This is a genomic window from Candidatus Delongbacteria bacterium, from assembly GCA_041675285.1.
Taxonomy (GTDB): Bacteria; CAIWAD01; CAIWAD01; order CAIWAD01; family CAIWAD01; genus CAIWAD01.
Map to the genome: position 1 here is coordinate 22,269 of JBAYTZ010000004.1, position 24,045 is coordinate 46,313.

Sequence of the window (24,045 nt, forward strand, 5' to 3'; positions counted from 1 at the left end):
TGACACCATTTGTTTTCGGCTTCGCAGAAGGAGGTGGGTTTGATTGCTAATTCGAGGGCAAATCTAGCGGGAGCAAAGCTAAGATGCAAGGGGGATCAAGGGAATTTTCCCGGTTCGGCAGAGAAATTTTTCCGCAGATTGCACGGTTGTGCAGAGGATGATCTTGTTGTTGAACAAAAGGATCACTGACCGAATAGTCGCTCAGGCGGGAAAAAGCGTCGTAGCGCAGGGCCGTAGCCGGTCGGTGGAGAGCCCAGAGCCCGCGTGGTCCGGCGCGGGCTCTGGAGCGGAGAGGCGAATCAAACTCGATGTCTAATCAGTATTTGTCGAACCTAATTCGGGTCAAGTCAGAAAATCATCGTCCTCTTCCTCCTCTTCACTTCGCCAGCGCTGGAGGACCCGACGGGCGCGCTGCCGACGGATCCACCAGGTCAGGCCGGCCAGCAGGATGATGCCCCCCCAGATCCAGCTGGAGATGTCCACCAGGAAGTAGAGGCCGCGTTTGGCCTTCAGCCAGGCGCGCCACTCGCTCTCAAAGCGGTAGAAGCCGCCGCCCGTAGCCTGGTCGAAGGCCTCCTCGAAGCCCACGCCGCGGCCCACCTTGGTCAGGAGCTGCACCAGGGCCACCCGCCCGTGGCGTTCCAGAAAGAAATCCACGGCGCTTTCCGCCTGCTGGTAGGCGAGTTCCGCACCCAGGCTGCCGTAGGAATTCAGGTCCTCCAGCTTGTCCAGCGCCGGCAGGGAGCCGGTGCTGAGCGCCTTGGAGAGGCTCATCTGCCCGCCGTCGGGATTGGTCCCCAGCGGCAGGCCCGAGAGCCGCACGGCCAGTCCCTCCTCGAGCCAGACCGGGATCCACTGGCCGCGGCGCAGCCGGCCCACGGCCAGATGGGTCATCTCGTGGCGGATGGTGGCGCCGGCGTCGTCCCGGGCGTCGCCCCAGCGCGGGCTCTTCAGCACGATGCGCCGCTGCTCGGCGTTCGCCACCGCGCCGGCCCAGTGGGGCGTCCCGCTGCCCGCCAGGCGATAGAAGTGCTGGGGATCCCAGGCCACCACGATCTGGCTGCCGTGGAAGGATCGCATGTCCAGTTCGTCGGCCAGCCGGAGCTGGCTGCTCTGCACCACGTTGGCCACATGCCGGGCATAGGTGCCGTCGCCTCGATGGAAGAAGAGATGGAAGTCGCCCAGGTCCAGGCTTTCGTAGCCGGCGGCCACCGCCGGCGTCAGCCCGTCCAGCATGCTGGGGGGCACGCTCGGCGCCGCCCACAGAGGCGCGCCCGCCAGGCTCCAGAGCAGCAGGAATAGGAAGGGGATGCTGGGCGCCCTCACATCACGCCCTGGGGATCGATATCGATGATCAAACTCACGTCACGCTCCTTCAGCCGTTTGTGGAAGTAGTCCCGGCAGGCTTCCGCCGCCTGACGCAGCAGCCGGCCGCCGGGATCCTCCGAGCGACGGGACTTCAGCAGCAGGTGATGACGGAATTCGCGCCGCACCATGCGGACAGGCGCCGGTCCGGGATTCAAGGCCACGACCCCGGCCGGACGCGGCACCTCGTCGTACAACCGACGGCAGGCGCGCTCGGCCAGCGTTTCATCCGTGGACTTGACCAGCAATCGGCAGAGCCGCGTGAAGGGAGGGTATCCCGCGTGATGGCGGACCTCCAGCTCAGCCTCAGCGAAGGCAAGGTAGTCATGTTGGGCTGCTTGGAGCAGCACCGGGTGGGAGGGATCCAGCGACTGCACGATGACCCGGCCCGGCTGGTCGCCGCGGCCCGCCCGGCCGGCCAGCTGGCTGACCAGCTGGTAGCCCCACTCCCGGGCGCGGAAGTCCTGCAGGTTCAGCTCCGTGTCCGCCTGGATGATCCCGGCCAGCGTGACGCGGGCGAAGTCCAGGCCCTTGGCCACGCCTTGAGTGCCCAGCAGGATGTCGTACTGGCCCGCGTTGAAGTCGCGCACCATGCGCACGTAGGCGCCGCGCTGCTGGGTGGTGTCGCGATCCATCCGCAAGAGGCGTGCGTCGGGCAGGATGCTGGCCAGTTCCTCCTCGATCTTCTGCGTGCCGGCGCCCCAGTAGCTGAGCTTGGCGCCCTTGCAGGCCGGGCAGAGCGGCGGCGGCTGGATCTCCACTCCGCAGAGGTGACAGTGGCAGAGGCCCGTGCTGCGGTGCCAGACCAGCGAGACGTCGCAGCGCGGGCACTGCAGCACGTCGCCGCAGGCCGGGCACTGCAACCAGGGCGAATGGCCGCGGCGGTTTTGCAGCAGGATGGCCTGCCGGCCGGCGCCGTGGGTCTCCAGCAGCGCCGCGATCAGCGCCTTGCTGAAATTGCGCGCCGTCTCGCCACGGCCGGCCAGTTCCTCGCGCTCGGCGCGCATGTCCACCAGCTGGACTTCGGGCAGCGGGCGGCCGCCCACCCGCTGCGGCAGTTCCAGCAGTTGGTAGCGGCCCTGGCGCGCATTCCGCCAGGACTCCAGCGAAGGCGTGGCGCTGCCCAGCAGAACGGGAATGCCCAGCTGCTGGGCCCGCAGCACGGCGGCGTCGCGGGCGTGGTAGCGCGGGGCGGGTTCGGCCTGCTTGAAGGAGCTCTCGTGCTCCTCGTCCACCACGATCAACCCCAGCCGCTGGACAGGCGCGAACAGCGCGCTGCGCGCGCCGATCACCACGCGCACGGCGCCGCTTTTCAGCGAGCGCCAGATGGCGAAACGCTGGGGCCCGGAGAGCTGGCTGTGGATGACGGCCACGGACTGGCCCAGGTAGCCCTGGAAGCGCGCGACGATCTGCGGCGTGAGGGCAATCTCGGGCACCAGCACCAGCACGCCGCAGCCCGCGGCCCGCGCCAGGCGCGCCAGTTCCAGGTAGACCTGGGTCTTGCCGCTGCCCGTGACGCCGCGCAGCAGAAAGGGCTGGAAGCGGCCGGGACGCTTGCCCGGGCCGGGCAGGGCGGTGGCCACGGCCGCCACCACCACGGCCTGGTCGGCGGTGAGGGTCAGGCCCAGCACGCTGGCGTCCAGGTCGTACTCCGTGGCCGGAATCTCGGGCTCCAGCTCCTCGCGCAGGGCGCCGGCCTGCAGCAGCGTGCGGATCAGCGCCGCGGACCAGCCCTGGGCCAGCACCTCCGCGCGTTCCAGCCGACCGCTGTCCGCCAGCAGCCGCAGCAGGGCCGCCTGGCGCGGGGCGCGCTTCTCGCGGGCCGCCAGCTCGGCGCGGAACTCGGGCGTACCCGCCGACTGGGCGGGCAGCAGCATGCGCCGCATGGCGCCGCGGCGGCGCTCGCCTTCCAGGGAATCCCGACGCAGCAGGAAGCCCGACTCCACCAATTGGTTGAGGTCGTGGGCCAGCGAACCCTGCAGTTCGTGGCCCAGCCAGGCCCGGCTGACCGTGCCGCGCTGGCGCACCAGCCGCAGGATGGCCACGCGGCGGTCCGAGAGCCGCAGCGGTTTGCGCAGGGCCACGTCGGGCTGCTCCTCGAACCAGCACTGCACGCTGCCGTTGATCCCCGGCGGCAGCGCGGCCTTGAGCACTTCCCCGGGCGAACAGACGTAGTGGACGGCCAGCCGCTCGCAGAAGCGGATCAGGCCCTCGTCCAGCAGCGGCTCCTCGTCGATCAGGTCCAGCACGCGCTTCAGTCCGCGCGGCGGTTCGCGCCGCTCCACGGCGGTGACGTAGCCGATGAGCTGCTGACCGCCCAGCGGCACCAGCACGCGGGAGCCGGGTCCCAGCGCGCCTTCGAACTCGGGCGGCACGGCGTAGCTGTAGAGTTTGGGCAGCGGCAGCGGCAGGGCCACGTCGGCCAGCAGGGGCAGCAGCGGATTCTCCCAGCGGCGGGGCATCAGTCCTCCACCCGGGACAGGCGGTCGGCGTAGGTGGTCAGCAGGTGCTCGCGCAGCGCGGGCTCGCCCTTCAGGCCCGGGTCGTCCTCCAGCAGCTGGAAGGCGGCGTCGCGGGCCACCACCAGCAGCTCCGTGTCACGCAGGATGTCCGCGATGCGAAACTCGGGCAGCCCGCTCTGGCGCGTGCCGAAGAAATCCCCCGTGCCGCGCATGCGCAGGTCGGCCTCGGCGATCTCGAAGCCGTCCTGGGTGGCGGCCATGGTCTCCAGCCGCGACCGGCCCTCGTCGCTGAGCTGCGGACCGGCCACCAGCACGCACCAGGACTTGCCCGTGCCGCGGCCCACGCGGCCGCGCAGCTGGTGGAGCTGGGCCAGGCCGAAACGCTCGGCCTGCTCCACGACCATCAGCGTGGCGCGCGGATTGTCCACGCCCACCTCGATCACGGTGGTGGCGATCAGCACCTGCAGCCGGCCGGCCAGGAAGTCGCGCATGACGGCCTCCTTCTCGGGGGCCTTCATCCGGCCGTGCAGCAGGCCCATCCGGCAGCCCGCCAGCCAGCCCGCGCCCAACTCGGCGAAATTCTTCTCCGCCGCCTTCACGTCCTCAAGCTTCTCGGATTCTTCCACCAGCGGATAGACCACGTAGGCCTGGGCGCCCGCCAGGACCTTGTCGCGCACGAAGCCGAAGATCTCCGCGCGCTTGTTGTCGCGCCGCCAGACGGTGGTGATGGGCTGCCGGCCCGGCGGCAGCTCGCGGATCACGGAGATGTCCATGTCGCCGTAACCCACGATGGCCAGGGTGCGCGGAATGGGCGTGGCGGTCATCACCAGCGTGTCCAGCACGGGGGCCTTGCGGCGCAGTTTGGCGCGCTGCTCCACGCCGAAGCGGTGCTGCTCGTCGATGATCGCCAGTCCCAGCCGGGCGAATTCCACGCCCTCCTGGATCAGCGCGTGGGTGCCCACCACGATCTGCGCCCAGCCGGAGACCGTTTCCTGCAGGGCCTGGCGCCGGCTGGCCGCGTTGCGCGAACCCGTCAGCAGCGTGACCCGCAGACCCAGCGGCTCGGCCAGGCGGATCAGCGTGCGGGCGTGCTGCTCGGCCAGGATCTCCGTGGGCGCCATCAGGGCCGCCTGACAGCCGTTGTCCACGCAGAGCAGCATGGCGCAGAGCGCCACCAGCGTCTTGCCGCAACCTACGTCGCCCTGGAGCAGACGGTTCATGGGATGGGGCGAGCGCATGTCGCGGAAGATCTCGTCCACGGCCCGGCGCTGTCCGCCCGTCAGCTGGAAGGGCAGCGAAGCCAGCAGGCGCTCCACCAGACCGTGATCCGCCGGGAACTGCAGGCCCTTGACCGCGCGGGCCGTGGTGGCCTTGCGCCAGGCCAGCATCAGCTCCAGCCAGAAGAACTCGTCGAACTTCAGCCGGTGGCGGGCCAGCTCCACCTCCTGCAGGGTCTGGCCCGTGTGCACGTCGCGCAGGGCCTGCGAGAGATCCACCAGCCCGAAGCGCTGTTTCAGCCCGGCGGGCAGGGGGTCCGCAACTTCGATCCGGTGGCGCTGGAAGAGGCCGCGCAGGATGCGCGAGAGGGCGCGGCTGTCCAGCCAGGCGCGGCGCAATTCCTCGCTGCCCGGGTAGATGGGCACCACCTGACCCTGGTACTGCAGATCCTCCGGCGCACTGGAGGGGGCATCGGGGTCGGTCTCGGTCTCCTCGAAGGCCAGTTTCTCCACGGCGGGGTGCTGGAACTGCCAGCCGCGATAGAAGCCGGGCTTGCCGCTGGCGGCGATCACGTCTCCGGCGCGCAGGAATTTCTGCACCCAGGCCACGCGGTTGAACCAGACCAGGGTCATGCGGCCGGAGCCGTCCAGCAGTTCGGCCTCGAAGCGCTGGCCGCGGGCGAAGCCCTTGACCTGGGTCTGCAGGATGCGGCCCACGACGGTGATCTCGCCCAGCTCGGCGTGGAAGTCGGCGATGCGCGTGACGGAGGTGCGGTCGAGGTAGCGGCGCGGGTAGAACTGCAGCAGGTCGTGGACGGTGTGCAGACCGTGGCGGGCCAGAACTTCCGCCTTGCGCGGCCCGACACCCTTGAGCCAGGTCAGTTCCTGGTTCAGAAGATCATTGATTGGTTGAGGTGAAATACGGGAGACCGCCGGCGACGGGCTCTCCGGGCGGGGCTGGGCTGAAGAGGGGCCGTCGGTCATGAGTTCAGAACTCGCGCTCTATGCAAATTCGCGAATAGGCTCTAACTCCACTGCTGGAGCGGACTTAGAAGGTGAACATTCAATTCTGCAAAGCTACGTCAGCTTTGAGAAAATCATGTCGGTTGAAGAAAGAGCTTGCGTGGCACGCGCCAGGATGATATCCTCGGGCCGCTTTCAGCAAAATCCGGTGGACAAACCAGCAGCAACGATCACGATTCGGACCTCGAAGGGGGACGCATGCCTGCGATGCAAGATGCCATTCAAGTTCTGGGTGAGGCCCGCGTGGCCGAAATCCGGGCCAACGCCGACGACCTGCTCCGGCAGGTGCTGGCCAACCGCGAGCGCTACATGCGCAAGGCCCAAACTGCGCCGGAAGCGCAGCGTCAGGCCGCCTGAACCGGCCCCGGCCGGGTTTCGTCCAGTTCGCCCTCTTTAGCGCAGCTCATAACATCCACAATCGTCCATGAAGCCAGCGTGCGCCGAGCCCGGCCGCCCGCGGCTCAGGAATTGTGCCGGACCCGGTAGCGCACCGTGCGCGTCTCGCCGGCCTTGAGCGGCACCAGCAGCTCCCAGGTGTTCGCGTCCGTCTTCTCACCCTTGAAGTCGCTCTGCAGGATGGTCCAGTCGCCCCACATGGGTTCGCGCACCGTGAGGGTCACGGACTCCTTGGCCTTGCGGTTCTTCAAGGTCAGCTCCACTTCCCGCTCCACGCTCCGCCCGCTGTGCTTCTCGTCCAGCACCTTGCGCTCGGCCACCAGGTCGAAGGCCTTGCCGGCATTCAGCTTCACCTTTTCATCCACCGGCGTGTGCCGGATGCGATCCTCGCCCACCATCTGCTTGCGGCCCCGGCTGTCCAGCTTGTAGAGGCGCACGGTGCCCTCGGGCAGGGGCAGCCCCGGACCCTTCTCCTTGCTGTTGACGAACTCCAGCTCCACCTGCACGTCCTGGCCGCGGGTGCCGTCCGCCAGGTAGCGCTTGGCCAGCGTGACACGCTTGGGGTCAAAGAGCGCCACCTGCTTGTCCTGGCGGTCCTTGATCGTGGCCGGGCGCTCCAGCGTGTAGAGGTGGTACTCGAAGAAGCTCTCCTCCTGGAAGCCGCCCGCCGCGTCCGCCTCCATGGCCATGGCCATGCGCGGCGCCTTGGCCAGGTAGTTCTGCGGCGCCTGGACCCGGTGCACGGAGCCGGCCACCAGTTGCAGGCCGGCGTCCTCCCAGGTCAGGCCGGTCTGGTTGCTGAGATTGACCCAGGAGGCCATCTCCATGGAATTGTCGTCCTCGGCCAGCAGGCAGACGTACTCGGCGTTCCAGTTGAGGCCGCCGCTCAGGTAGCTGATGGTGGCCTTGCGCGCGCCGGCGGCCTGGGCCTCCAGCTCCCAGCGCAGGGCGGGCTTCAGCCGCAGACCGTCGGGCAGCTTGGGATAGCGCACGGCCACCAGCGCGTCGGGCCGCAGGCTGGTCACGCCCTGCTCGGTCTGCAGGATCAACCCCAGTCCGCCGGAGAGCAGCGTGCCGCGCAGCCACTCGCCCTCCTTGAGCTGCACGTCGATCTCCATGCCCAAGTAGCGGCGCAGCAGGGTCTCCTCGTCCACCAGGTCGTACTCGAAGTTCTGCTCCAGCAGGCGGACCCCGTCGCAGTGGAAGAGCACGCTGGCGGGCTCGATCTGGCGGCTGACGCCGTCGAAGATCCAGTCCTGGCGTCCCTTCTTCAGCTGCAGTTCGCGCTCCTCGCTGATCAGGCCGAAGCCGTCGCTGTAGATGGTGATGGAACTGCCGGCCAGCACCGGCTGGAGGGCGGCGGCCAGCAGGAGGGCCAGCCCGCACAGGGATCGCTTCATGATGGGCTCCTTGCCGGCGGCGCCGGCGCTGTGGGTCACTTCTTCTCGAAGTCCAGCGAGGCGGAATTGACGCAGTAACGCAGACCCGTGGGCTGGGGTCCGTCGTCGAACACGTGTCCCAGGTGCGCGCCGCAGGAGGCGCAGACGATCTCCGTGCGCTGCATGCCGTGGCTGGTGTCCGGCTGGGTGCGGACCTGCTGGTTCTCCGCCGTGAAGAAGCTGGGCCAGCCGCAGCCGCTGTCGAACTTGCTCGCCGAGGTGAACAACAGGGCCCCGCACACGACGCACGTGTAGCGGCCGTCCTCGTGGTGGTTCCAGAACTCGCCCGTGTAGGGCGCTTCCGTGCCGCGCTCCTGGGTCACCCGGTACTGCTCGGGCGTCAGGCGAGCCTTGAGCTCCGCCTGGGTCGGATTCTGGCTCATGACCGGATCTCCCGGGTTGGAGCCCTTGCCGGTCTGCGGGTGGCAGGCCGCCAGCAGCAGGACCAGCAGGGCGCACAGCAAGGACGGACGGGGCCGTGGACTCATCTTCACCTCCGGCGCGACACAACAACGGCAGCGTGCCCGTGCCGCGGCGCAAAGTAGGAAAAGCGGGGCCGGAGCCGCGCTCCCAGCGGGGGCATTCCGCGGTTCAGGCGCCGCGCGTGACCGTCAGCCTGACACTGCCCCGGTTGTTCTGGTAGAAATTCCAGGCGTCGTTGGCGTAGCAGAACAGATAGCCCGACTCCCCGGGCACGTGGCGCACGCTCTCCCCGATCAGGAAGCTCTCGTGCGGGGCGGGCGTGCCGTCGCTGGAGGGGTTGCCGCCATTGGCCACCACGCCCACCAGGGCCATCCAGGGCAGGTCCTCCGCGCGGCGCGTGCCCCAGAAGTCCGCCTCCTCGTTCTTGGCCGCCTTCTTTACCAACTGCTCGAAACGGCCCCAGAGCCCGGCTGCCGCGTGCAGCAACTCACCCTTGTCGAACTTGCCGTCCTTGGTGCCGCCTGGACCGCAGGCCACCTTGCGGTCGGTCCACTCGCCCGTGGCGCGGAACTCGTAGGCCACGCCGGCCTCCAGCCAGAGGCCGGTCTCGTTCCAGCGCTCGCGGGCGTACACCTCCTGGCGGTGGTTCTCGCCGGGCGCCAGAGCCACGGTCCGCCGGTAGGGCGCCTGGAAGATGGGCGGCTCCGCCAGACGCCGCCGGGCCGATTCGTGCAGGTCCGCGCCGCCCGGGGCGTCCAGCCGGGGAATGCTCCGGGGCTGGGTGCGCAGCAGCTTGAACAGGCCGCCGCCGGAATCGTGCAGCACATCCTGGTGGTTGGGGTGGATCTGCCGCAGCATGTCCGGCCGGAAAGCCAGGCCCTGGGCCCGCGCCTCCTCGATCATCCAGCTCAGCGCGCCGTCGGACAGGCCGGTCTGCTCGTAGCCGCCGCCCACGTCGCAATGCACGCCGGGAAACCAGACCTGCTTGACCTCCGCTTCGCGCCCGGGGGCCACCCAGAGCGTGGGGGAGAACGAGGCCCGCTCCTCGTCCAGCGCCACCGCGTGGCGGGCCTGCAGGACCTTGTCGCTCAGGTTGGTGTCGTGGAAGGCGTGGCGCTTGTGGTTGTCCAGCAGGTTGAGGATGGCCAGGTTGTCCGGGATGCCCAGCGCTCCGACGGTGTCCCAGACGCCGAGGAAGTGGATGCGCACGTCCGCCGGGGCCAGTTGGAACACCGTCGCACCGGCCCAGGCCGCGACGGGTTTGCGCTCGCGGTAGCCGAGCTGGAAGGCCGACTCCAGCAGGTTCCACTGGGCCTCGTCGGGCAGCTCGCGCAGCTTGGGCAGCCCGCAGGTGGTCAGCACCGTGGCCAGGCTGCGCACGGTGAAGGCGCCCCGGCTGAAGCCGAAGAGGTGCAGGCGGTCCTCCGGTTGCCAGGTGCGGCAGAGCCAGCGCCAGGCGCTGATGATGTTCTGGTCCAGGCCCTGCCCGACGCTGCCGCCCTTGGTTTTCTCCCACCAGGAGCCCTCGGTGCCCACGCCGGGGTGGTAGTAGAGCAGTTGGGCGTTGCCTTCCTCGTCCTGGCGGGCCAGGGCGTTGGAGAGCCGCACCACGTTGGTGGGCACCGGCACTCCGCCCTCGTCCTGATCGGGCGTGTTCCAGGTGCCGTCGCAGCAGACCACGAGCTTGCGCATGGGGGTCCCCCTTCGATGCTGATGTGTGTTGTCGCCGTGTGTGCGGGCAATGTAGGCACGCCGGCGGGGAGGGGGATGTGTGTGAAAGCAAAAACCGCTTCAGGCGGCGGAAGGAAGGGAATCCTCCACCTGTCGCAGGGCGGGACTCAGCAGGCCGCCCACGCCGCACAGCGCGCAGACCAGTCCGCCGGTCACAAAGATCGGGCGCAGGCCGGCGAGATCCGCGGCCGGGCCGGCCAGGGCCAATCCCAGGGGTGCGGCGCCCTGGGACAGACTGCCCAGCAGGCTGAAGACGCGACCCTGGAGGGCGGGATCCACCCGGCTCTGCAGGATGGCCAGCAGCGCGCCGTTGCAGAGTCCGGCGGCGACGGTGACCAGCAGCAGGCAGGACAGCGCCCAGACCGTGAGCCCGGATGGCGTCAGTCCGAACAGCAGGACCCCCAGACCTGTCAGCAGCATGCCGCCCTGCACGGTCCAGATCCGCCGGCGGAATCCTCCCCAGACCGCCAAGAGCAGGCCCCCGGCCACGGACCCCGCGCCGGCGGCGGACTCCAGCGCGGCCAGCAGCGGCGCGCCGCCCCGCAGTTCCTCCCGCACGAAGAGCGGCAGCAGGCTGAAGGCCGGCACCAGCAGCAGGTTGATCAGGGCGGCCAGGCCCATCAATAGCAGCAGGCCGCGGCGCGGGAGCAGCCAGGCCAGGCCCTCGCGCAGTTCGCGCCAGCTGTCGGCGGGTCGGGCGTGCGGGTCGGCCGCGCGGGGAGGTTGGGGAATGGCGATGAGAAGCAGCGGGCCGATGGCGCAGGCGGCGGTGAACAGGTCGATGGCGATCACGCCGTACATGGGCAGCAGCTCCAGGGCCAGCGCGCCCAGCGGCGCGGCCACGATGGCCGAACCACCCTGCAGCATCTGGTTCAGTCCCTGGATCCGGGTGAGGAGGCGCTCGGGGACCATCAGGCTGGTGGACGCGCTCATGGCCGTGCCGTGGAATCCGCCCGCCACGGAACGCAGCACCAGCACGACGAACACCGCCGTGGGCGTGGCCAAGCCGGCGCGGAACAGGAGCAGCAGCGCCAGCGTCGCCAGCGCCACCGCCAGATCCGCCAGCAGCAGGGTGCGCCGGCGGTTCCAGCGATCCACCCAGACGCCGATCCACGGCCCCAGCAGGACCTGCGGCAGGAGGCCGGCCAGACTGGCTCCGGCCAGCACGCTGGCGGATCCGGTGGTCTTTGTCAGCCACCAGATCAGGGCGAAGGAGACGACCTGGCTGCCCAAGAGCGAGAGCGCCTGGCCGCTCCAGAGAACCAGGAAGGCGGAAAGGCTGACGGGTCGGCGGATCACGGGCGGCGCCGGTCGGGATCGTGGTAGTAGTTGTAGCGCCAGAGAGCCTCGTCGCCGTGACACGTGGAGCAGAGGGTCTCGCGGCTCTGGGCCGTGAGGAACTGCGCGCGGCCGTGGGCGTCGTCCGGCCGCCAGGGCTGGTGCGGGTCGTGGCAGCTGCGGCAGTCGATGTGCAGGTCGCGGTGGTTCTCGGGCACCAGGGCCGGCAGGGGACCCTTGTCCCAGGATGGATGGAACCAGGCGCCGGGCACGCGCTGCCCGGAATCCGAGTCGTGGTGACAGGCCAGGCAGCCGCTGGCGCCCGGGCTCCAATTGGTCAAGTTGTGTTCCCGGCTGTCCGCCGGCCAGTCGGATTCCGCCAGCAGGGCCGCCGGATTCCCCGCCACGGCCCGGCTCAGCAGGGCCGGGGTGGCCGCCTGGTGCGGGCTATGACACGCGGCGCAGGCGTTGGGCGAAGCCCCGGGCTGTCCGCGGCGATCGTGCAAGCTGCCCAGCAGCGGCGTCTTGTCCGTGTGACAATCCAGGCAGAGCGCACCCGCGTGGTTATCGCTGCGCAGGAAGCTGGACTGGTCGCCGCCGTCGATCCCGGCGGACCAGGCTTCCCCGACGGGGCTCCACTGGTGGGGATCGTGGCAGGTCTCGCAACCGATCAGGTCGGTCTCGTTGCGCGGCAGCCAGGCCGGGCGCAGTGCGCCGACGCCCAGCCCCAGCGGATGGCTGAAGGCGCCCACGCCGGTGGCGCCGGCCAGGCCGGCGTCGCTCTCGCCGTGGCAGCTCAGACAGAGCCGGGTGGCCGGGCTGAGGGCCAGCAGCTGGGCCGAGCCCGAGGTCACCCCATTGAGGACGCGCTCGCCGTGGGCGTCGTGGCAGCTGCTGCAGCGCCAGACGGAGTCTCCGGCCATGGCCGTGAAGGACGGCGATCCCTGCCCGTGGTCCGAGGCCAGGATGGCGCTCTCTTTGGGATGACAGCCCTGGCAGAGACCCTGCTCGGCCTGGTCCGGGCGACGCAGAAAACTGCTGGCCGGGCTGCCCGGCTGGCCCGTGTCGGCTTCGCCGGTGGCCGACCAGCGGTGGGGGTCGTGACAACTGGCGCATCCCACTTGTCCCTGGCGCAGGGGCAACCCGGCGCTGGCGGCGGGCGAGACGCCCAGCGGATGGCCCCAGCCGGAGGTCCCGTGGCCCGGACTGGTGGAATGGCAGCGCAGGCAGACGGTGTCCCCGCGGGGCAGGTTGGTGCCCGCTTCGGCGTGCACGTCGTGGCACCCGGCGCAGCTCTCACCCTGGCCGTCGCCTGTAGCGTGGCGCGTGGCCGCGATCCCGAGCTGGGGCTGGTGGCAGGCGGCGCAGAGCGGCGTCTGGTTCTCCGCGCTGCCCAGCCGGGTGGAGTGCGCGCTGTGCATGTTGTGGCAACTCAGGCATTCCACTCGGTCTCGGGGCGCGAAGCCCGAAGCCAGCTCGGCGCCGCGGCCGCCCGCCAGCGGCTGGTGCAGCGGATGGTTGGCTCCGCCGCCCGAGTGGCCGGTATGGCAATTCAGGCACAGTTCGCTGCCCAGATAGTTGCCGCGCAGGAAGGGGGACATTTCGTACTTGCGGCCCATGGTGTGGGAATGGGGTGTGTGACACGTGCCGCAGTAGACCTGGCCGTCCAGGTCCAGCGGCAGATCACCCGCCTTGAATCCCAGCGCCTTGCCACTCAGGTGGGGATCGTTCTTCATGAAGGAGTCGCGATCGTCGCAGACATAGGCGTCGTGGCAGCTCCAGCACATCTCCTCGGAGCTGTTGCGGGCCGGCTGGCCATCGATGAGCACGCGATGGCTGGGCGGAGGGAGCAGGGCGGAGAGGCGGTCGTAGTCGTCGCCCCACTCGATGTGACACATCACGCAGTCGCGGGAGTGTTCGGCGCGGGAGACCACGGCCCGGGCCGCGGGCGGCAGCAGCGCGGTCAGACAGAGCCAGGACAGCAGCAGGATCCCGGCTCCGGGACGGGAGCGCGCAGAGGAGTGCCGGACGAGCTGGGTCATGATTCCTCCAGCAGAGGCCAACGGGAAGGGGACCGCTTCCCTGTCAATGTATCAACAAAGTGAACTAGCTTCATTGTGAAGAGAAACCCAGCCATGTTCAGTCGGCCCACCGCCCGGACAGGGGCCGCGCCACCAGTCGGGGAAGGAATCATGCGCTGCAGGCGATCACTGCTTTTCATGCTGTTCCTGCTGACCTTTCTGCCGGGATCCGCACGCGAGCCGTCCCCCAAGGGCGCGTGTCTGGTCTGCCACAAACTGCGCACCCCGGAACTCTACACAGACTGGCTGGGCTCCGCCCACGCCCGCCACAACGTGACCTGCCTGGACTGCCACGAGGCTGCCGCCGGCGAGCCGGACGCCTTTTCCCACGGCGGCGCGCTCATCGCCACGCTGGTGACGCCCACGGATTGCGCCGGCTGCCACCAGGTGGAGAGCGGCCAGTACGCCCGCTCCGCCCACGCCCGCAGCGCGGTGGATCCCGGCCGGCCGGGGGATTGGGGCAAGCCGGGCTCCTGCGCGGCGTGTCACGGCGGAACCCGCCTGCTGGATGCCGCCGCACCCAACAAGCTGCTATCGACGGCCTGGCCCGATCGCGGCACGGGGCGCGTGAACCCGGACGGCTCGCGCGGTTCGTGCGCCGCCTGCCACGCGGACCACGCGTTCAAGCCGGAACTGGCCCGGCTGGACGAAACCTGCCGGGTGTGTCACAGCCGCGGGCACGAAGCCGTGCACGTAGCTGGTGGGGACAGCCGAGCGCCCAGCCTGGAGAAGGAGACGCGCAGCTGCGCGGACTGTCATCTGACGGCGGGCGGAAGATCCCTGACCCACGATCCGGCGACGCGGCGCGGACGCTGACGCCGCCACCGGAATGCAAGACAGAGGAGGATCGCGGCCGTGGGCATGAAGCAACTCTGGCTGGCCTTTCTGCGCGGGTTGGCGATCAACCGGCTCTCGCGCGTCGGCGTGGTCATCACCACCTCGGCTTTCGTCTCCTTCCTGATGTTCGAGATCGCCATGCTGGTCGGCGTGGTGCGCAATGCTTACGTCGGCCTGTTCACCTACCTGGGCATTCCCGCGCTCTTCATGGCCGGCCTGCTGCTGATTCCGCTGAGCTGGTGGCTGGAGTCCCGCCGGCGCGGGCAGTCCATCCGCGCCATCCTGGGCGAGAATTTCGACCAGAGCCTGACCGAGCGCCGCACGCTGGGCGCGCTGGCGGTGCGGACCCTGGTGCTGCTCTCGGTGGGCAACGTGGCCTTCATCAGTCTGGTGGGCGTGCGGGCCATGCACTACATGGACCAGTCCGCCTTCTGCGGCACGGCCTGCCACTCGGTGATGGGGCCGGAGTGGGCCGTCTACCAGGGCTCGCCCCACGCCCGCGTGCAGTGCGTGCATTGCCACATCGGCGAGGGGGTGGGCGCGCTGGTGGACGCCAAGCTCAACGGAGCCTGGCAGTTGATCTCCGTCGCCTTCAACCTCTACGAGCGGCCCATTCCCACGCCGGTCCACAATCTGCGCCCGGCCCGCTACACGTGCGAGAAGTGCCACTGGCCGCAGCTCTTCCACGGCGACCGGATCAACGACATCGTGCGCTACCAGGAGGACGCGGCCTCCACCCCGCGCTACACCACCCTGATGATGAAGATCGGTTCCGGCCAGGCCGGCAGCGCCCAGGGCAGCCATTGGCACGTGTCGGCGAGCAACGAAGTGCGCTACGCGTCCGTGGAGGGCCGGGGCGAGGTGATCGAGTGGGTGGACATGAAGCAGCCCGACGGCAGCTTCCGCCGCTACCGCAACCGGACGCTGGCGACGGAGGCGGAGACGATGCAGGACCCGGAGGAACACGCCCGGGTGATGGACTGCGTGGACTGCCACAACCGGGCCACGCACGTCTTCGAGGAGCCGGCCAAGGCCGTGGACCTGCGCATCCACCAGGGGCTGATCAGCCGGGCGCTGCCCTTCGTCAAGCGTCAGGCCCTGGCAGCCCTGACCGGCACCTACGCCGATGAGGCCGCCGCCATGGCCGGCATCGAGGCCCAGCTGAAGGGCTTCTACCAGCAGCAGCACGCGGAGCTGGCCGCGGCCCGCGGCGCGGAGATCGAGCAGGCGGTGCAGACCGTGAGGGAAATCTACCGCCGCAATATCCACCACCAGATGAAGGTAACCTGGGGCAGCTATCCCAACCACCTGGGCCACGACGCCCAGAGCGGCGGCTGCTTCCGCTGTCACAACCGCGATCTGGTGGACGAGCAGGGCCGGAGCATTCCGGACGAGTGCACGCTCTGCCACTCCATCCTGGCCAACGACGAGGCCGAGCCCTACCTCTACCTCTTCCGGCCGGATGAGTACGCCCCGCGGGAAACCCGCGAGATGCAGCGCTACCTGCGCGACGAGTTCTGGGACTACACGCGCGATCCCCTCACCCGGGACAGCCTGGGCTCTCCCAAGCCCGCGGCCTGGGAGGGCGCGGAAGCCACGGCAGGCAACTAGAGCCCCACAAAAAAAGCGGCGGAAACTCCGGGAGCCTCCGCCGCTGTCGGGGTTGTCGGGTATTGGCTCAGCCCAGTTCCGCCAGGTTCTGCTGCAGCTTGGCCAAGTCCTGACGCGCGCCATCAAGCTTGGCGCGTTCCTTCTCCACCACGTCCGCCGGGGCCCGGGCGATGAACTCGGCGTTGCCCAGTTTGCCGTCCAGGCTCTTGACCACGCCCTCCAGCCGCTGCATCTCCTTCTGCAGCCGCGCGCGCTCCACGTCCAGGTCGATCAGACCGGCCAGCGGCACCCAGACATCGATGCCGTCCACCACGTTGGCCGCCGCCGGGCGCGGCCGCTCGCCGCCCAGCAGGATCTCGCCGGCCTGGGCCAGGTCCTGGATGTAGTGCAGCACGGGCTTGAGGCTCTCCAGGCGCGCGGGCTCCCCGCCCAGAACCGCGCTGATGGCCGTGCGAGGTTTGATGTTCTGCTCGGCGCGGATGTTGCGCAGCGCCGTGGTCAGGCCCTGCACCAGGGCGAACTCGCTCTCCACCTCCGGCAGGATCCACTCCGGCCGCGGCGCGGGTAAGCGGTGCCGCATCAGGTGCTCGCCGAAGGGCGGCGTCAGGCCGAAGCCCGCCAGTTCGACGCGGATGATCCGCCAGATCTCCTCGGCGATGAAGGGCATGAAGGGCGAGAGCAGCTGCATGGCCGAGAGGAACACGTGCAGGCCATGCTCCAGCGCGGCCTTCCGGCCGGCGGGATCCTGCTCGTTGTAGAGGCGGGGCTTGGCCAGCTCCACGTACCAGTCGCAGAAGTCGCCCCAGATGAATTCGTAGAGCGCGGTCTGGGCCTCGTTGATCCGGTAGCGCTCGAAGGCCTCCTCGACCTTGAGCCGCGTGCTGTGCAGGCGGCTGAGGATCCACTCGTCGGCCAGTTCGCGGCAGCAGGGCTCGGCCAGTTGGGTGGCGCCGTCCAGCAGGCTCCAGTCCTGCATGTGCAGGAAGCGGAAGGCCTGCCAGATCTTGTTGGCGAAGTTGCGCCCCATCTCGAATTTCTGCACCGAGAGCTTGATGTCCTGCCCCTCGGTGTTCAGCGCGATCATGCTGTAGCGCACGGCGTCGGCGCCGAAGGTCTGGACCATCTCCAGCGGATCGATGCCGTTGCCCAGGCTCTTGGACATCTTGCGGCCCTGGGCGTCCTTGACGATGCCCGTGAAGTAGATGTCGCGGAAGGGCGCCTGGCCGGTGAACTCGATGCCGGCCATGATCATCCGGCTCACCCAGAAGAAGATGATGTCGTAGCCCGTCACCATCAGATGGGTCGGGTAGTACTTGCGGAAGCGCGGGTTGTCCAGGTCCGGCCAGCCCAACGTGGTGAAGGGCCAGAGCCAGCTGGAGAACCAGGTGTCCAGCACGTCCTCGTCCTGGGAGAGCTGCGGCGAAGCGCAGGCCGCGCAGGTCGCGGGGTCCTCGCGGTTGACCATCACGTGGCCGCAGGCCGCGCAGGTGAAGACCGGGATCCGGTGCCCCCACCAGAGCTGGCGGCTGATGCACCAGTCGCGGATGCCGTCCATCCAGTGGAAGAAGACGTTCTCCCAGCGCTTGGGATGGAAGCGCACGTCGCCGGCCTGGACGGCGGCCACGGCCGCATCGGCCAGGGGTTTCATCCGGACGAACCACTGGCGCGAGAGGTAAGGCTCCACCACCGTGCTGCAGCGCTGGCACTGCCCCACGGCGTTGGCGTGCTCCTCGATTTTCAGCAGGAGACCCTGGGCCTCCAGGTCTTCGACGATGCGCTGCCGGGCCTCGTAGCGGTCCAGGCCGGCGTAGCTCCCGCCGTTCTGGTTGATCCGGCCCTCGATGTCCAGGATCTTCACCGGCGTGAGCCCGTGGCGCTTGCCCATCTCGAAGTCGTTGGGATCGTGGGCGGGCGTGACCTTGACGCAGCCCGTGCCGAAGGCCGGGTCCACGAACTCGTCGGCGATGACCAGCAGTTCGCGGCCCACCAGCGGCAGGCGCAGCTTGCGACCCACCAGATGCCGGTAGCGCGCGTCCTCCGGGTGGACGGCCACGGCCACGTCGCCCAGCATGGTCTCCGGCCGGGTGGTGGCCACCACCATTTGCTCCGCCGTGGGCTGACCGGCCTCGTCCAGCACCGGGTAGGCCATGTGCCAGAGGTGGCTGGCTTTCTCCTCGTGATCCACTTCCTCGTCGGAAATGGCCGTGTGGCAGCGCGGACACCAGTTGACGATGTAGTCGCCCTGGTAGATCAGCCCCTTCTCGAACAGGCGCACAAAGACTTCGCGCACAGCCAGCGACGGCCCGGGATCCATGGTGAAGACCTCGTGCTGCCAGTCAGCGCTGTCACCCAGCTTGCGTTTCTGCTCGGTGATGATGTCGCCGTACTTCTCCTTCCACTCCCAGGCCCGGGACAGAAAGGCCGCGCGTCCCAGTTTGTGCCGGTTGGTGCCTTCCTGGGCCAGCAGCTTCTCCACCACGTTCTGGGTGGCGATGCCGGCGTGGTCCTTGCCCGGTTGCCAGAGCGCGTCGAAGCCCTGCATGCGCTTGTAGCGGATAAAGGCGTCCTGCACGGAATCCTGCAGGCCGTGGCCCATGTGCAACTGGCCGGTCACGTTGGGGGGCGGCATGTTGATGACGAAGGCCGGTTGGTCGCCGGACGGGTCGGTCTGGAAGCAGCCGGAGTCCTCCCAGCTTCGATAGAGGCGGGCTTCCACCTCGCCGGGTTCCCAGGTGCGCGACAGTTCCAGTCGGGCCATGTTCCACTCCTTGCCGGTCCGGGCAGACAGATGTCGATTATGCGGCAAGAAGATAGGGCCTGACCGGCGCAGCACAAAGTTGACCGCGAGCGGGGCCGGCAGAATTGTCTGGTCGGGAAGGCGAAGATCGCGGCCGCCGGATGGGCCAAGGCGGAGCGTCAGGCCCCGTCTTCGGTCCCCGGCGGATGAACGTGGCTCGGCCGCCACTTCCAGACGAAGAGGGCCTCGTGGGGGCATGCCACCAGGCAATCTCCGTGCAGGCGACAGAGTTCCGCATCGACGTGGGCGCGCTTGCGGCCGCTTTCTAGCTGTTCCAGGTGGATGGCGTCGGGTTGGCAGGCGGCGACACAGGCCCCGCAACCCGTGCACTTCCGGTCCAGGACGGTGGGTGGCACGGCGGGGTGGCGCTTAGGCGTGGGCGTGGTCATGCTCGCCGCCTTCCTCGGTCCGGGTGGGCTGGGGCAGGCGGATGGTGAAGCAGGACCCCCGGCCCGGCTCACTCTCCAGTTCGATCACGCCCTTCAGGCGGCGCACCGCCCGCTGGCAGATGGCCAGCCCCAACCCGGTTCCCGGGATGGCGGCGTCGTCATGCAGGCGGTAGAAGGATTCGAAAATCTGCGGCTGATGATCCGGCGAGATTCCCAAGCCGTTGTCCTGCACGCGGATCACCACTTCTTCATTGGAGCAGTCCGCCGAAATGACGATCACCGGATCCCGTTCGGGTTGGCGGTAGCAAATGGCGTTGTCCACCAGATTCTGCAGGATCATGCGCAGCAGGCGCCGGTCTCCCTGGATGACCGGCAGATGCTGGGCCTCCACCGTGGCCTGGCTCTCCCGAATGCGTCCGTCCAGGCTGGCCAGAATGTCCTGGCAGAGACGGTCCAGCGGCAGGCGGACCAGCTGCGGTTCGATCTCGGCGGCCCGGGAGTAATCCAACATGTCGTTGACGTGCTGGAACATCCGCTTGGAGCCGGCCAGGATGAACTCCAGACTCTGGCGCCGCTCCGGGGACAGCTCCGGCCCCAGCCGATCCAGCAGCATCTGGGCGTGTCCGCCGATGGAGATCAGCGGGCTCTTCAGGTCGTGGGCCGAGGCGTAGGCCAGGTGCCGCAGATCCTCGTTGCGCTCCAGCAACAGGCTGGACTGGGCTTCCAGCCGCTGCCGGGTCTGCTCCATCTCGTCCACTTGGCGGCGCAGATCGCTTTGGGCCACCAGGATTTTGTCTCGCAACGGACGCATCAGTACCAGGCTCCCCAGCAGTCCGACCAGACCCAGCCCGAGCACTGTGACCAGGATGCTGACGAGCCAGGTGCGGGACTCTCCCAGCAGTCCCTGCCGTGGCACGGCCACCGTCAACCACCACGGGCAACCTTGAACGGGCGTGGCGCAGACCAATAGGTCGCCGATGGAGAAGATCTGGCTTTCCTGGACCAACCGGCTCGTCGGGGTGGATCCACTCAGGTTGCGGGCGGTGCGCGGCGCCCGGGGCGTGGCCTGGAGGACCGGCTCCACACCCTCTTCATTGGCGGTCAGGGTCACCAATTGGGAGGAGACTTCGTGCTGGCGCTGGAGGGGCAGGGAGAGGGACTCGCGCAGGACTCCCAGATCAAACACCAGCTTGTCCGTCGCCACGATCCGCTGATCCGGGGAGAAAACCGGGGTGTGCAGGATCACGTGGGGTGATCCGTCCAGCAGGAAGACCCGGGTCAGGCCCTGGCGGCCCCGGCGGGCCGGACCGGCCGACCAAGTGTCCAACAGGTCGAAGCGGATCGGCAATTGCTGGATGGAGTCCGGGATCTGACTGCCCACCTGGACAATCAGCGTCCCCTGGGGACTCACCCGGATCAGGCTGCGCAACTCGCTGGAGAACTCCACGGCATCCCGCAGCTTGGGGGCCAGCAGGGTGGCCGCCTCTGCCGGGCTGAGCATGCCGCGGTCCAGCTCGGCGGTGGTGATCCGCGCCGCCGTGCGGCTGGAGACCTGCCAGCCCAGCTCGGAGAGGCGCCGCAACGTCTCGTCCACCACCCGGGCCCGCAACTCGGTGTCGTGCCGCAGGGTGTTTTCCGCGGAGGCCGTCACCCGGCGGGTCAAGGGAAACCACGCGACCATGGTGATCAAGCCCAGAGTGAGCAGGAGCGTCAGGGCGGAGTAGGCCAGCAAGTGGTGGCGGAGGATGCGGCCGGTAATCTGCATGATTGTCCAACAATGACTTCAACAGTATCGGAATTCAGGGGATCAGATTTAGGATCCGGGATTGGGAGCGGAGAAAAGTCACGCCAATTGCAGCGGAGCTCAAAAAGCATGAAACCAGGCTGACTTCCGGGCGTTGAACGGCAACCAAATTTGGAGGCTCCCATGAAGACCAGCCTTGAACGACTTCTGAAACCGCCTGCCGCCCTGCTCCTGGCGCTGGCGGTTTTCCTGTTGAGTGGGGTGGCCGGCGCCCAGGGCCCGGAGGAAGAGGGCAAGAAGGAGATTCGGGAACAGCGGATCGTGGTGGAAAAGGACCTGCAGGGCGGACCACGGGGTGCCTTCCTGGGTGTGGTGCCCCGAGCACTGGACCACGTGTTGCGCGCTGCGCTGGACTATGAGGAGGCGGGCGTCCTCTTGGCCGAGGTCGTTCCCGATGGTCCGGCCCACAAAGCCGGCCTTCAAGTGGGGGACATCCTGGTCAAGCTGAACAATCGTCCGGTTCACGACGTGGATCGCCTGTTTGCCCTGATGAAGGGGCTGAAAGCGGGCGAAACGGTGGAACTGGTGCTGTGGCGCAAGGACAAGCAGCGGACGGTGAAGGTGGTGCTGGAGGACCGCCCCCGGCCTCAGTTGGGCTGGCTGGATTCGGAACATGGGGCGCTGCAGTTGGACCTTTCAGCCGAAGGTGTCCGCGACCTGCAGGGGCTTGAACTGGAGCTTCAGGGTCTGAGCCGGGAATTGGAAGACCTGACGAAGGAGCTGGACGTGGACGCCCAGACCGGCCAGATCCGCTTGTTCACCAACGATGTCGTGGAGTCTGAGATCAACTGAACGAGATCATGCCTGGATCGACTCAGGGGCGACACGTCGCCCCTTTTCTGTGTCTGCTGGAAGAGATTGGTGGACAATGGATTCTGAGAATATTTACGGCAGGTCTAAAACACTACTTGTCAGTAACTACCGACTTTCTCAAGTTGTGCCTGAACCAGGAGGACCTATGACGCCCATCGAACCCAGTCCGGAAACCAGCGGGCCCGCCTTGCCCATCCAGACCTTTCGCCAGGTTGCCCAAGGGTTGCAGCCCCGGCCCGCGGTGCCGGCCGAGGCCCAGGCGGAGGAGGGTGGCCTGGGCCGCAAAGCCCGGGAGCGGATCCAGCGCCGTCGGGAAATCCTGGACGTGGCGCGCCAGCAGTTCGCCCGGCGGGGGTTCAACGGCGCCACCCTGGACGACATCGCCAAGCAGGCGGAGTTTGCCAAGCCGACCTTGTACCAGTTCTTCGACAACAAGGAACACCTGTTCCACAGCATTCTGACGGACGGCTACCAGGATTTGCTGGGGATTTTGCGCAAGACCGGGACGCCGGAGGCCGGCTTTTCCCACCAGTTCCGCACGCTGTGCGTCATGTTCCTGATCTACTACCGCAAGCATTTGGATTTCTTCGTCATCCATCGGCAAGTGCAGCATCGGCTGCTGCAACCGGCGGAAAATCCCTGGCATGACCAGTCCCAACAGCTGTTCCTGGAGATCCGCGAGCGGTTGAAAAGCCTGCTGGTCAAAGGGATGGAGACCGGAGAGTTCCGCCGCATGGATGCCGAGCGGGTGTGTTCAACTTTTCTGGAAACTCTGGGCGTCTACACCCAGGCCTTCCAGGACGGGGGGGAGATCCGCACCGCCACCGAAATGGCCGAGGAGATCATGGGCCTGTTTCTGAACGGGCTCAGTACCCACCGTTGATGACGATTCGCGTGGGGAAGTCGAAGTCTGTCCAGGTGCCGGCGATGCTGCCGTCGGGACGGATGCGCAACACGCGGTTGCGTTCCGTGTCCAGCACCCAGATGTGTGAATCGATTCGATTGAAGGCCAAGTCTTTCGGGAACAGCAGGCCGTCCAGCGCGACCTGCTCCTGATCAAAGAAATAGCGGTGCACGCTGGAATTGAGCCCGCGGTCCAGCACCCAGCACAGTCCTTCCGACCACGTGGCCGCCACCGCCACCGGATTTTGGAAGCCGCTGATGATCAGGCTGTCCACGCCATTGGGCTCGTAGCGGACCAGCATGCCGGCTTCTTTATCCACCAGCCAGCAGGCGCCCGTCGAATCCTCCACGGAGACATCCACCGGGAATTGGTAGCCGTCGCGACGGATCACGTGGGGGCTGGTGCGCACGTCGTCGATGCTGCCCTCAAAGCCGTCCGCCACGTGGTAGAGGTAGTTGCTGCCCTCGTCGCAAATCCACACAGCGCCGGTGCGCTGGTCCAGATCCAGGGCGTTAGGCCGGGTCAGCCCGCCGATGCGCCGGACTTCCCGATCGCCGAAGATGTTGATCTCCACCACCTGGGCGCTGTCGGCGTCCAGCACCAGCACGCTGCCGGTGCGGAACCAGCTGCGCAGGCGGGTGGGCCGGGCCAGCCCCGCCGACACACGGAACAGCTCCCGCCCCTTGAGGTCCAGACTGATCAGCGCGGGCGGATCGCCTTCGCACAGCCACAGCCGGCGATTTTCCGGGTCCACGTCCAGGTCCTGCAGATCGTGGTAGCCTTCCAGGCGCAACAACTCGTCGCCGATGGACGAGAGTTTGACCACCTCCTGCTGTCCCTGGCTGATGATCCACGCGCAGCCCACCTCCGTGTAAACCGTGACGGTCAGCGTGTCGCGGGTCACGGCGCCGTACTCGTCCACGGCGGCCAGCGCCAGCCAGGCGTGCATGGTGGAATCAGGCACGGTCCAGCGCAGGGAGTCCCCGCTTGGGGCGGAGAGGCTGCCCCACGGGGTGCTCCATTGCAGGGAAACGGCGTGGGAGTCCGGATCGCTGGCCCGGCCATAGACGCTGATCGTGTTGCCATTCAAGACGGTCGTGGCGGAGGCGCGCAGTTCCTGGATCACCGGCAGCTGGTTGTGAACCCAGAAACGCAGCGTATCGGAGCTGAAATTGCCCAGGGGATCCGTGGCGCTGACTACCACGCGGACGAAGGCGCTGCTGTCCGGGCTTGTCCAGCGGGCTGAATCCTGATAGGTGCTGGTGATCATGCCCACGCTGGCCTGCCATTCCACATCCAGGGAATCGCCGTCGGGATCCGAGATGTCTGCGCGCAGCAGCAGGGATTGACTGGGATTGCTGGTCTCGGACTCCAGCCGCAGATTGCGAATCAGGGGCTCCAGGTTCACATCCTCGCGAGGGGCCTTTGCACAACCGGAAAACCAGGCAGTTAAGATCACCACTGCCAGGTAGAAC

The 24,045-nt window shown here is 68.1% G+C and carries 16 protein-coding genes; 5 read left to right on the plus strand and 11 right to left on the minus strand.

From position 1 onward, the window contains the following. Positions 1–342 precede the first annotated feature (342 nt). Genes WC326_05140 through recG form a run of 3 tightly spaced genes read right to left on the minus strand, consistent with a single transcriptional unit; the run spans position 343 to position 6,028 of the window. The gene (locus WC326_05140; protein MFA7330443.1) at positions 343–1,326 is read right to left on the minus strand and encodes a hypothetical protein; all 984 of its coding nucleotides are present in this window, start codon (positions 1,324–1,326) and stop codon (positions 343–345) included. Then, complete coding sequence (priA, locus tag WC326_05145; GenBank protein ID MFA7330444.1) at positions 1,323–3,827, minus strand: primosomal protein N'; 2,505 nt, start codon at positions 3,825–3,827, stop codon at positions 1,323–1,325. The genes WC326_05140 and priA overlap by 4 nt, the downstream gene beginning before the upstream one ends. Further along, the gene (recG, locus tag WC326_05150) at positions 3,827–6,028 is read right to left on the minus strand and encodes an ATP-dependent DNA helicase RecG (GenBank protein ID MFA7330445.1); all 2,202 of its coding nucleotides are present in this window, start codon (positions 6,026–6,028) and stop codon (positions 3,827–3,829) included. The genes priA and recG overlap by 1 nt, the downstream gene beginning before the upstream one ends. Before the next feature lie 237 nt (positions 6,029–6,265). On the opposite strand from recG, the gene WC326_05155 reads away from it, so the two are divergent. Further along, a complete protein-coding gene (locus tag WC326_05155; protein MFA7330446.1) occupies positions 6,266–6,424 on the plus strand; it encodes a hypothetical protein in 159 nt (52 codons plus the stop codon). Positions 6,425–6,528: 104 nt separating this feature from the next. On the opposite strand, the gene WC326_05160 is transcribed toward WC326_05155, so the two are convergent. The 5 genes from WC326_05160 to WC326_05180 form a co-directional block, all read right to left on the minus strand. Beyond that, on the minus strand, positions 6,529–7,863 hold the full coding sequence (locus tag WC326_05160) for a DUF4139 domain-containing protein (protein MFA7330447.1): 1,335 nt from the start codon (positions 7,861–7,863) through the stop codon (positions 6,529–6,531). 35 nt (positions 7,864–7,898) lie between these two features. Continuing rightward, positions 7,899–8,285 carry a peptide-methionine (R)-S-oxide reductase MsrB gene (msrB, locus tag WC326_05165; protein ID MFA7330448.1) on the minus strand — a complete coding sequence of 129 codons (387 nt, stop codon included), beginning with the start codon at positions 8,283–8,285 and terminating at the stop codon, positions 7,899–7,901. Between the two features lie 208 nt (positions 8,286–8,493). Next, the gene (locus WC326_05170) at positions 8,494–10,017 is read right to left on the minus strand and encodes a DUF2235 domain-containing protein (protein MFA7330449.1); all 1,524 of its coding nucleotides are present in this window, start codon (positions 10,015–10,017) and stop codon (positions 8,494–8,496) included. 99 nt (positions 10,018–10,116) lie between these two features. Continuing rightward, positions 10,117–11,355, minus strand: a complete 1,239-nt coding sequence (locus WC326_05175; GenBank protein MFA7330450.1) for an MFS transporter — start codon at positions 11,353–11,355, stop codon at positions 10,117–10,119. Beyond that, positions 11,352–13,376, minus strand: coding sequence for a cytochrome c3 family protein (locus tag WC326_05180; protein MFA7330451.1), 2,025 nt, complete (start codon positions 13,374–13,376; stop codon positions 11,352–11,354). Before WC326_05180 ends, WC326_05175 begins: the two co-directional genes overlap by 4 nt. Before the next feature lie 177 nt (positions 13,377–13,553). Here WC326_05180 and WC326_05185 point away from each other — a divergent pair, with 177 nt between their 5' ends. Then, positions 13,554–14,231 carry a hypothetical protein gene (locus WC326_05185; protein MFA7330452.1) on the plus strand — a complete coding sequence of 226 codons (678 nt, stop codon included), beginning with the start codon at positions 13,554–13,556 and terminating at the stop codon, positions 14,229–14,231. A gap of 45 nt (positions 14,232–14,276) precedes the next feature. Further along, positions 14,277–15,863: a NapC/NirT family cytochrome c gene (locus WC326_05190; protein MFA7330453.1), complete on the plus strand. Its 1,587-nt coding sequence runs from the start codon at positions 14,277–14,279 to the stop codon at positions 15,861–15,863. A 67-nt stretch (positions 15,864–15,930) separates the two neighbouring features. On the opposite strand, the gene WC326_05195 is transcribed toward WC326_05190, so the two are convergent. Together WC326_05195 and WC326_05200 are read right to left on the minus strand one after the other, a co-directional pair. Next, positions 15,931–18,621 carry a valine--tRNA ligase gene (locus WC326_05195; protein ID MFA7330454.1) on the minus strand — a complete coding sequence of 897 codons (2,691 nt, stop codon included), beginning with the start codon at positions 18,619–18,621 and terminating at the stop codon, positions 15,931–15,933. 408 nt (positions 18,622–19,029) lie between these two features. After that, positions 19,030–20,814, minus strand: a complete 1,785-nt coding sequence (locus WC326_05200; GenBank protein ID MFA7330455.1) for a HAMP domain-containing sensor histidine kinase — start codon at positions 20,812–20,814, stop codon at positions 19,030–19,032. 162 nt (positions 20,815–20,976) lie between these two features. Between WC326_05200 and WC326_05205 the strand changes: the two genes are divergently transcribed. Both WC326_05205 and WC326_05210 read left to right on the plus strand, forming a co-directional pair. Beyond that, entirely contained in the window at positions 20,977–21,645 is a 669-nt protein-coding gene (locus WC326_05205; protein MFA7330456.1) for a PDZ domain-containing protein, read from the plus strand. A gap of 208 nt (positions 21,646–21,853) precedes the next feature. Further along, entirely contained in the window at positions 21,854–22,549 is a 696-nt protein-coding gene (locus WC326_05210) for a TetR/AcrR family transcriptional regulator (protein ID MFA7330457.1), read from the plus strand. Here the strand turns inward: WC326_05210 and WC326_05215 are convergent. Next, entirely contained in the window at positions 22,533–23,978 is a 1,446-nt protein-coding gene (locus tag WC326_05215; GenBank protein ID MFA7330458.1) for a hypothetical protein, read from the minus strand. The genes WC326_05210 and WC326_05215 overlap by 17 nt on opposite strands. Between the last annotated feature and the right edge of the window lie 67 nt (positions 23,979–24,045).

Excerpts from the sequence above, each read along its gene's own strand:
- WC326_05155 (MFA7330446.1), top strand. The coding sequence starts at position 6,266 with ATGCCTGCGATGCAAGATGCCATTCAAGTTCTGGGTGAGGCCCGCGTG.
- WC326_05200 (MFA7330455.1), bottom strand. The coding sequence starts at position 20,814 with ATGCAGATTACCGGCCGCATCCTCCGCCACCACTTGCTGGCCTACTCC.
- WC326_05190 (MFA7330453.1), top strand. The coding sequence starts at position 14,277 with ATGAAGCAACTCTGGCTGGCCTTTCTGCGCGGGTTGGCGATCAACCGG.
- WC326_05205 (MFA7330456.1), top strand. The coding sequence starts at position 20,977 with ATGAAGACCAGCCTTGAACGACTTCTGAAACCGCCTGCCGCCCTGCTC.
- WC326_05185 (MFA7330452.1), top strand. The coding sequence starts at position 13,554 with ATGCTGTTCCTGCTGACCTTTCTGCCGGGATCCGCACGCGAGCCGTCC.
- WC326_05195 (MFA7330454.1), bottom strand. The coding sequence starts at position 18,621 with ATGGCCCGACTGGAACTGTCGCGCACCTGGGAACCCGGCGAGGTGGAA.
- recG (MFA7330445.1), bottom strand. The coding sequence starts at position 6,028 with ATGACCGACGGCCCCTCTTCAGCCCAGCCCCGCCCGGAGAGCCCGTCG.
- WC326_05170 (MFA7330449.1), bottom strand. The coding sequence starts at position 10,017 with ATGCGCAAGCTCGTGGTCTGCTGCGACGGCACCTGGAACACGCCCGAT.
- msrB (MFA7330448.1), bottom strand. The coding sequence starts at position 8,285 with ATGAGCCAGAATCCGACCCAGGCGGAGCTCAAGGCTCGCCTGACGCCC.
- WC326_05160 (MFA7330447.1), bottom strand. The coding sequence starts at position 7,863 with ATGAAGCGATCCCTGTGCGGGCTGGCCCTCCTGCTGGCCGCCGCCCTC.
- WC326_05180 (MFA7330451.1), bottom strand. The coding sequence starts at position 13,376 with ATGACCCAGCTCGTCCGGCACTCCTCTGCGCGCTCCCGTCCCGGAGCC.
- priA (MFA7330444.1), bottom strand. The coding sequence starts at position 3,827 with ATGCCCCGCCGCTGGGAGAATCCGCTGCTGCCCCTGCTGGCCGACGTG.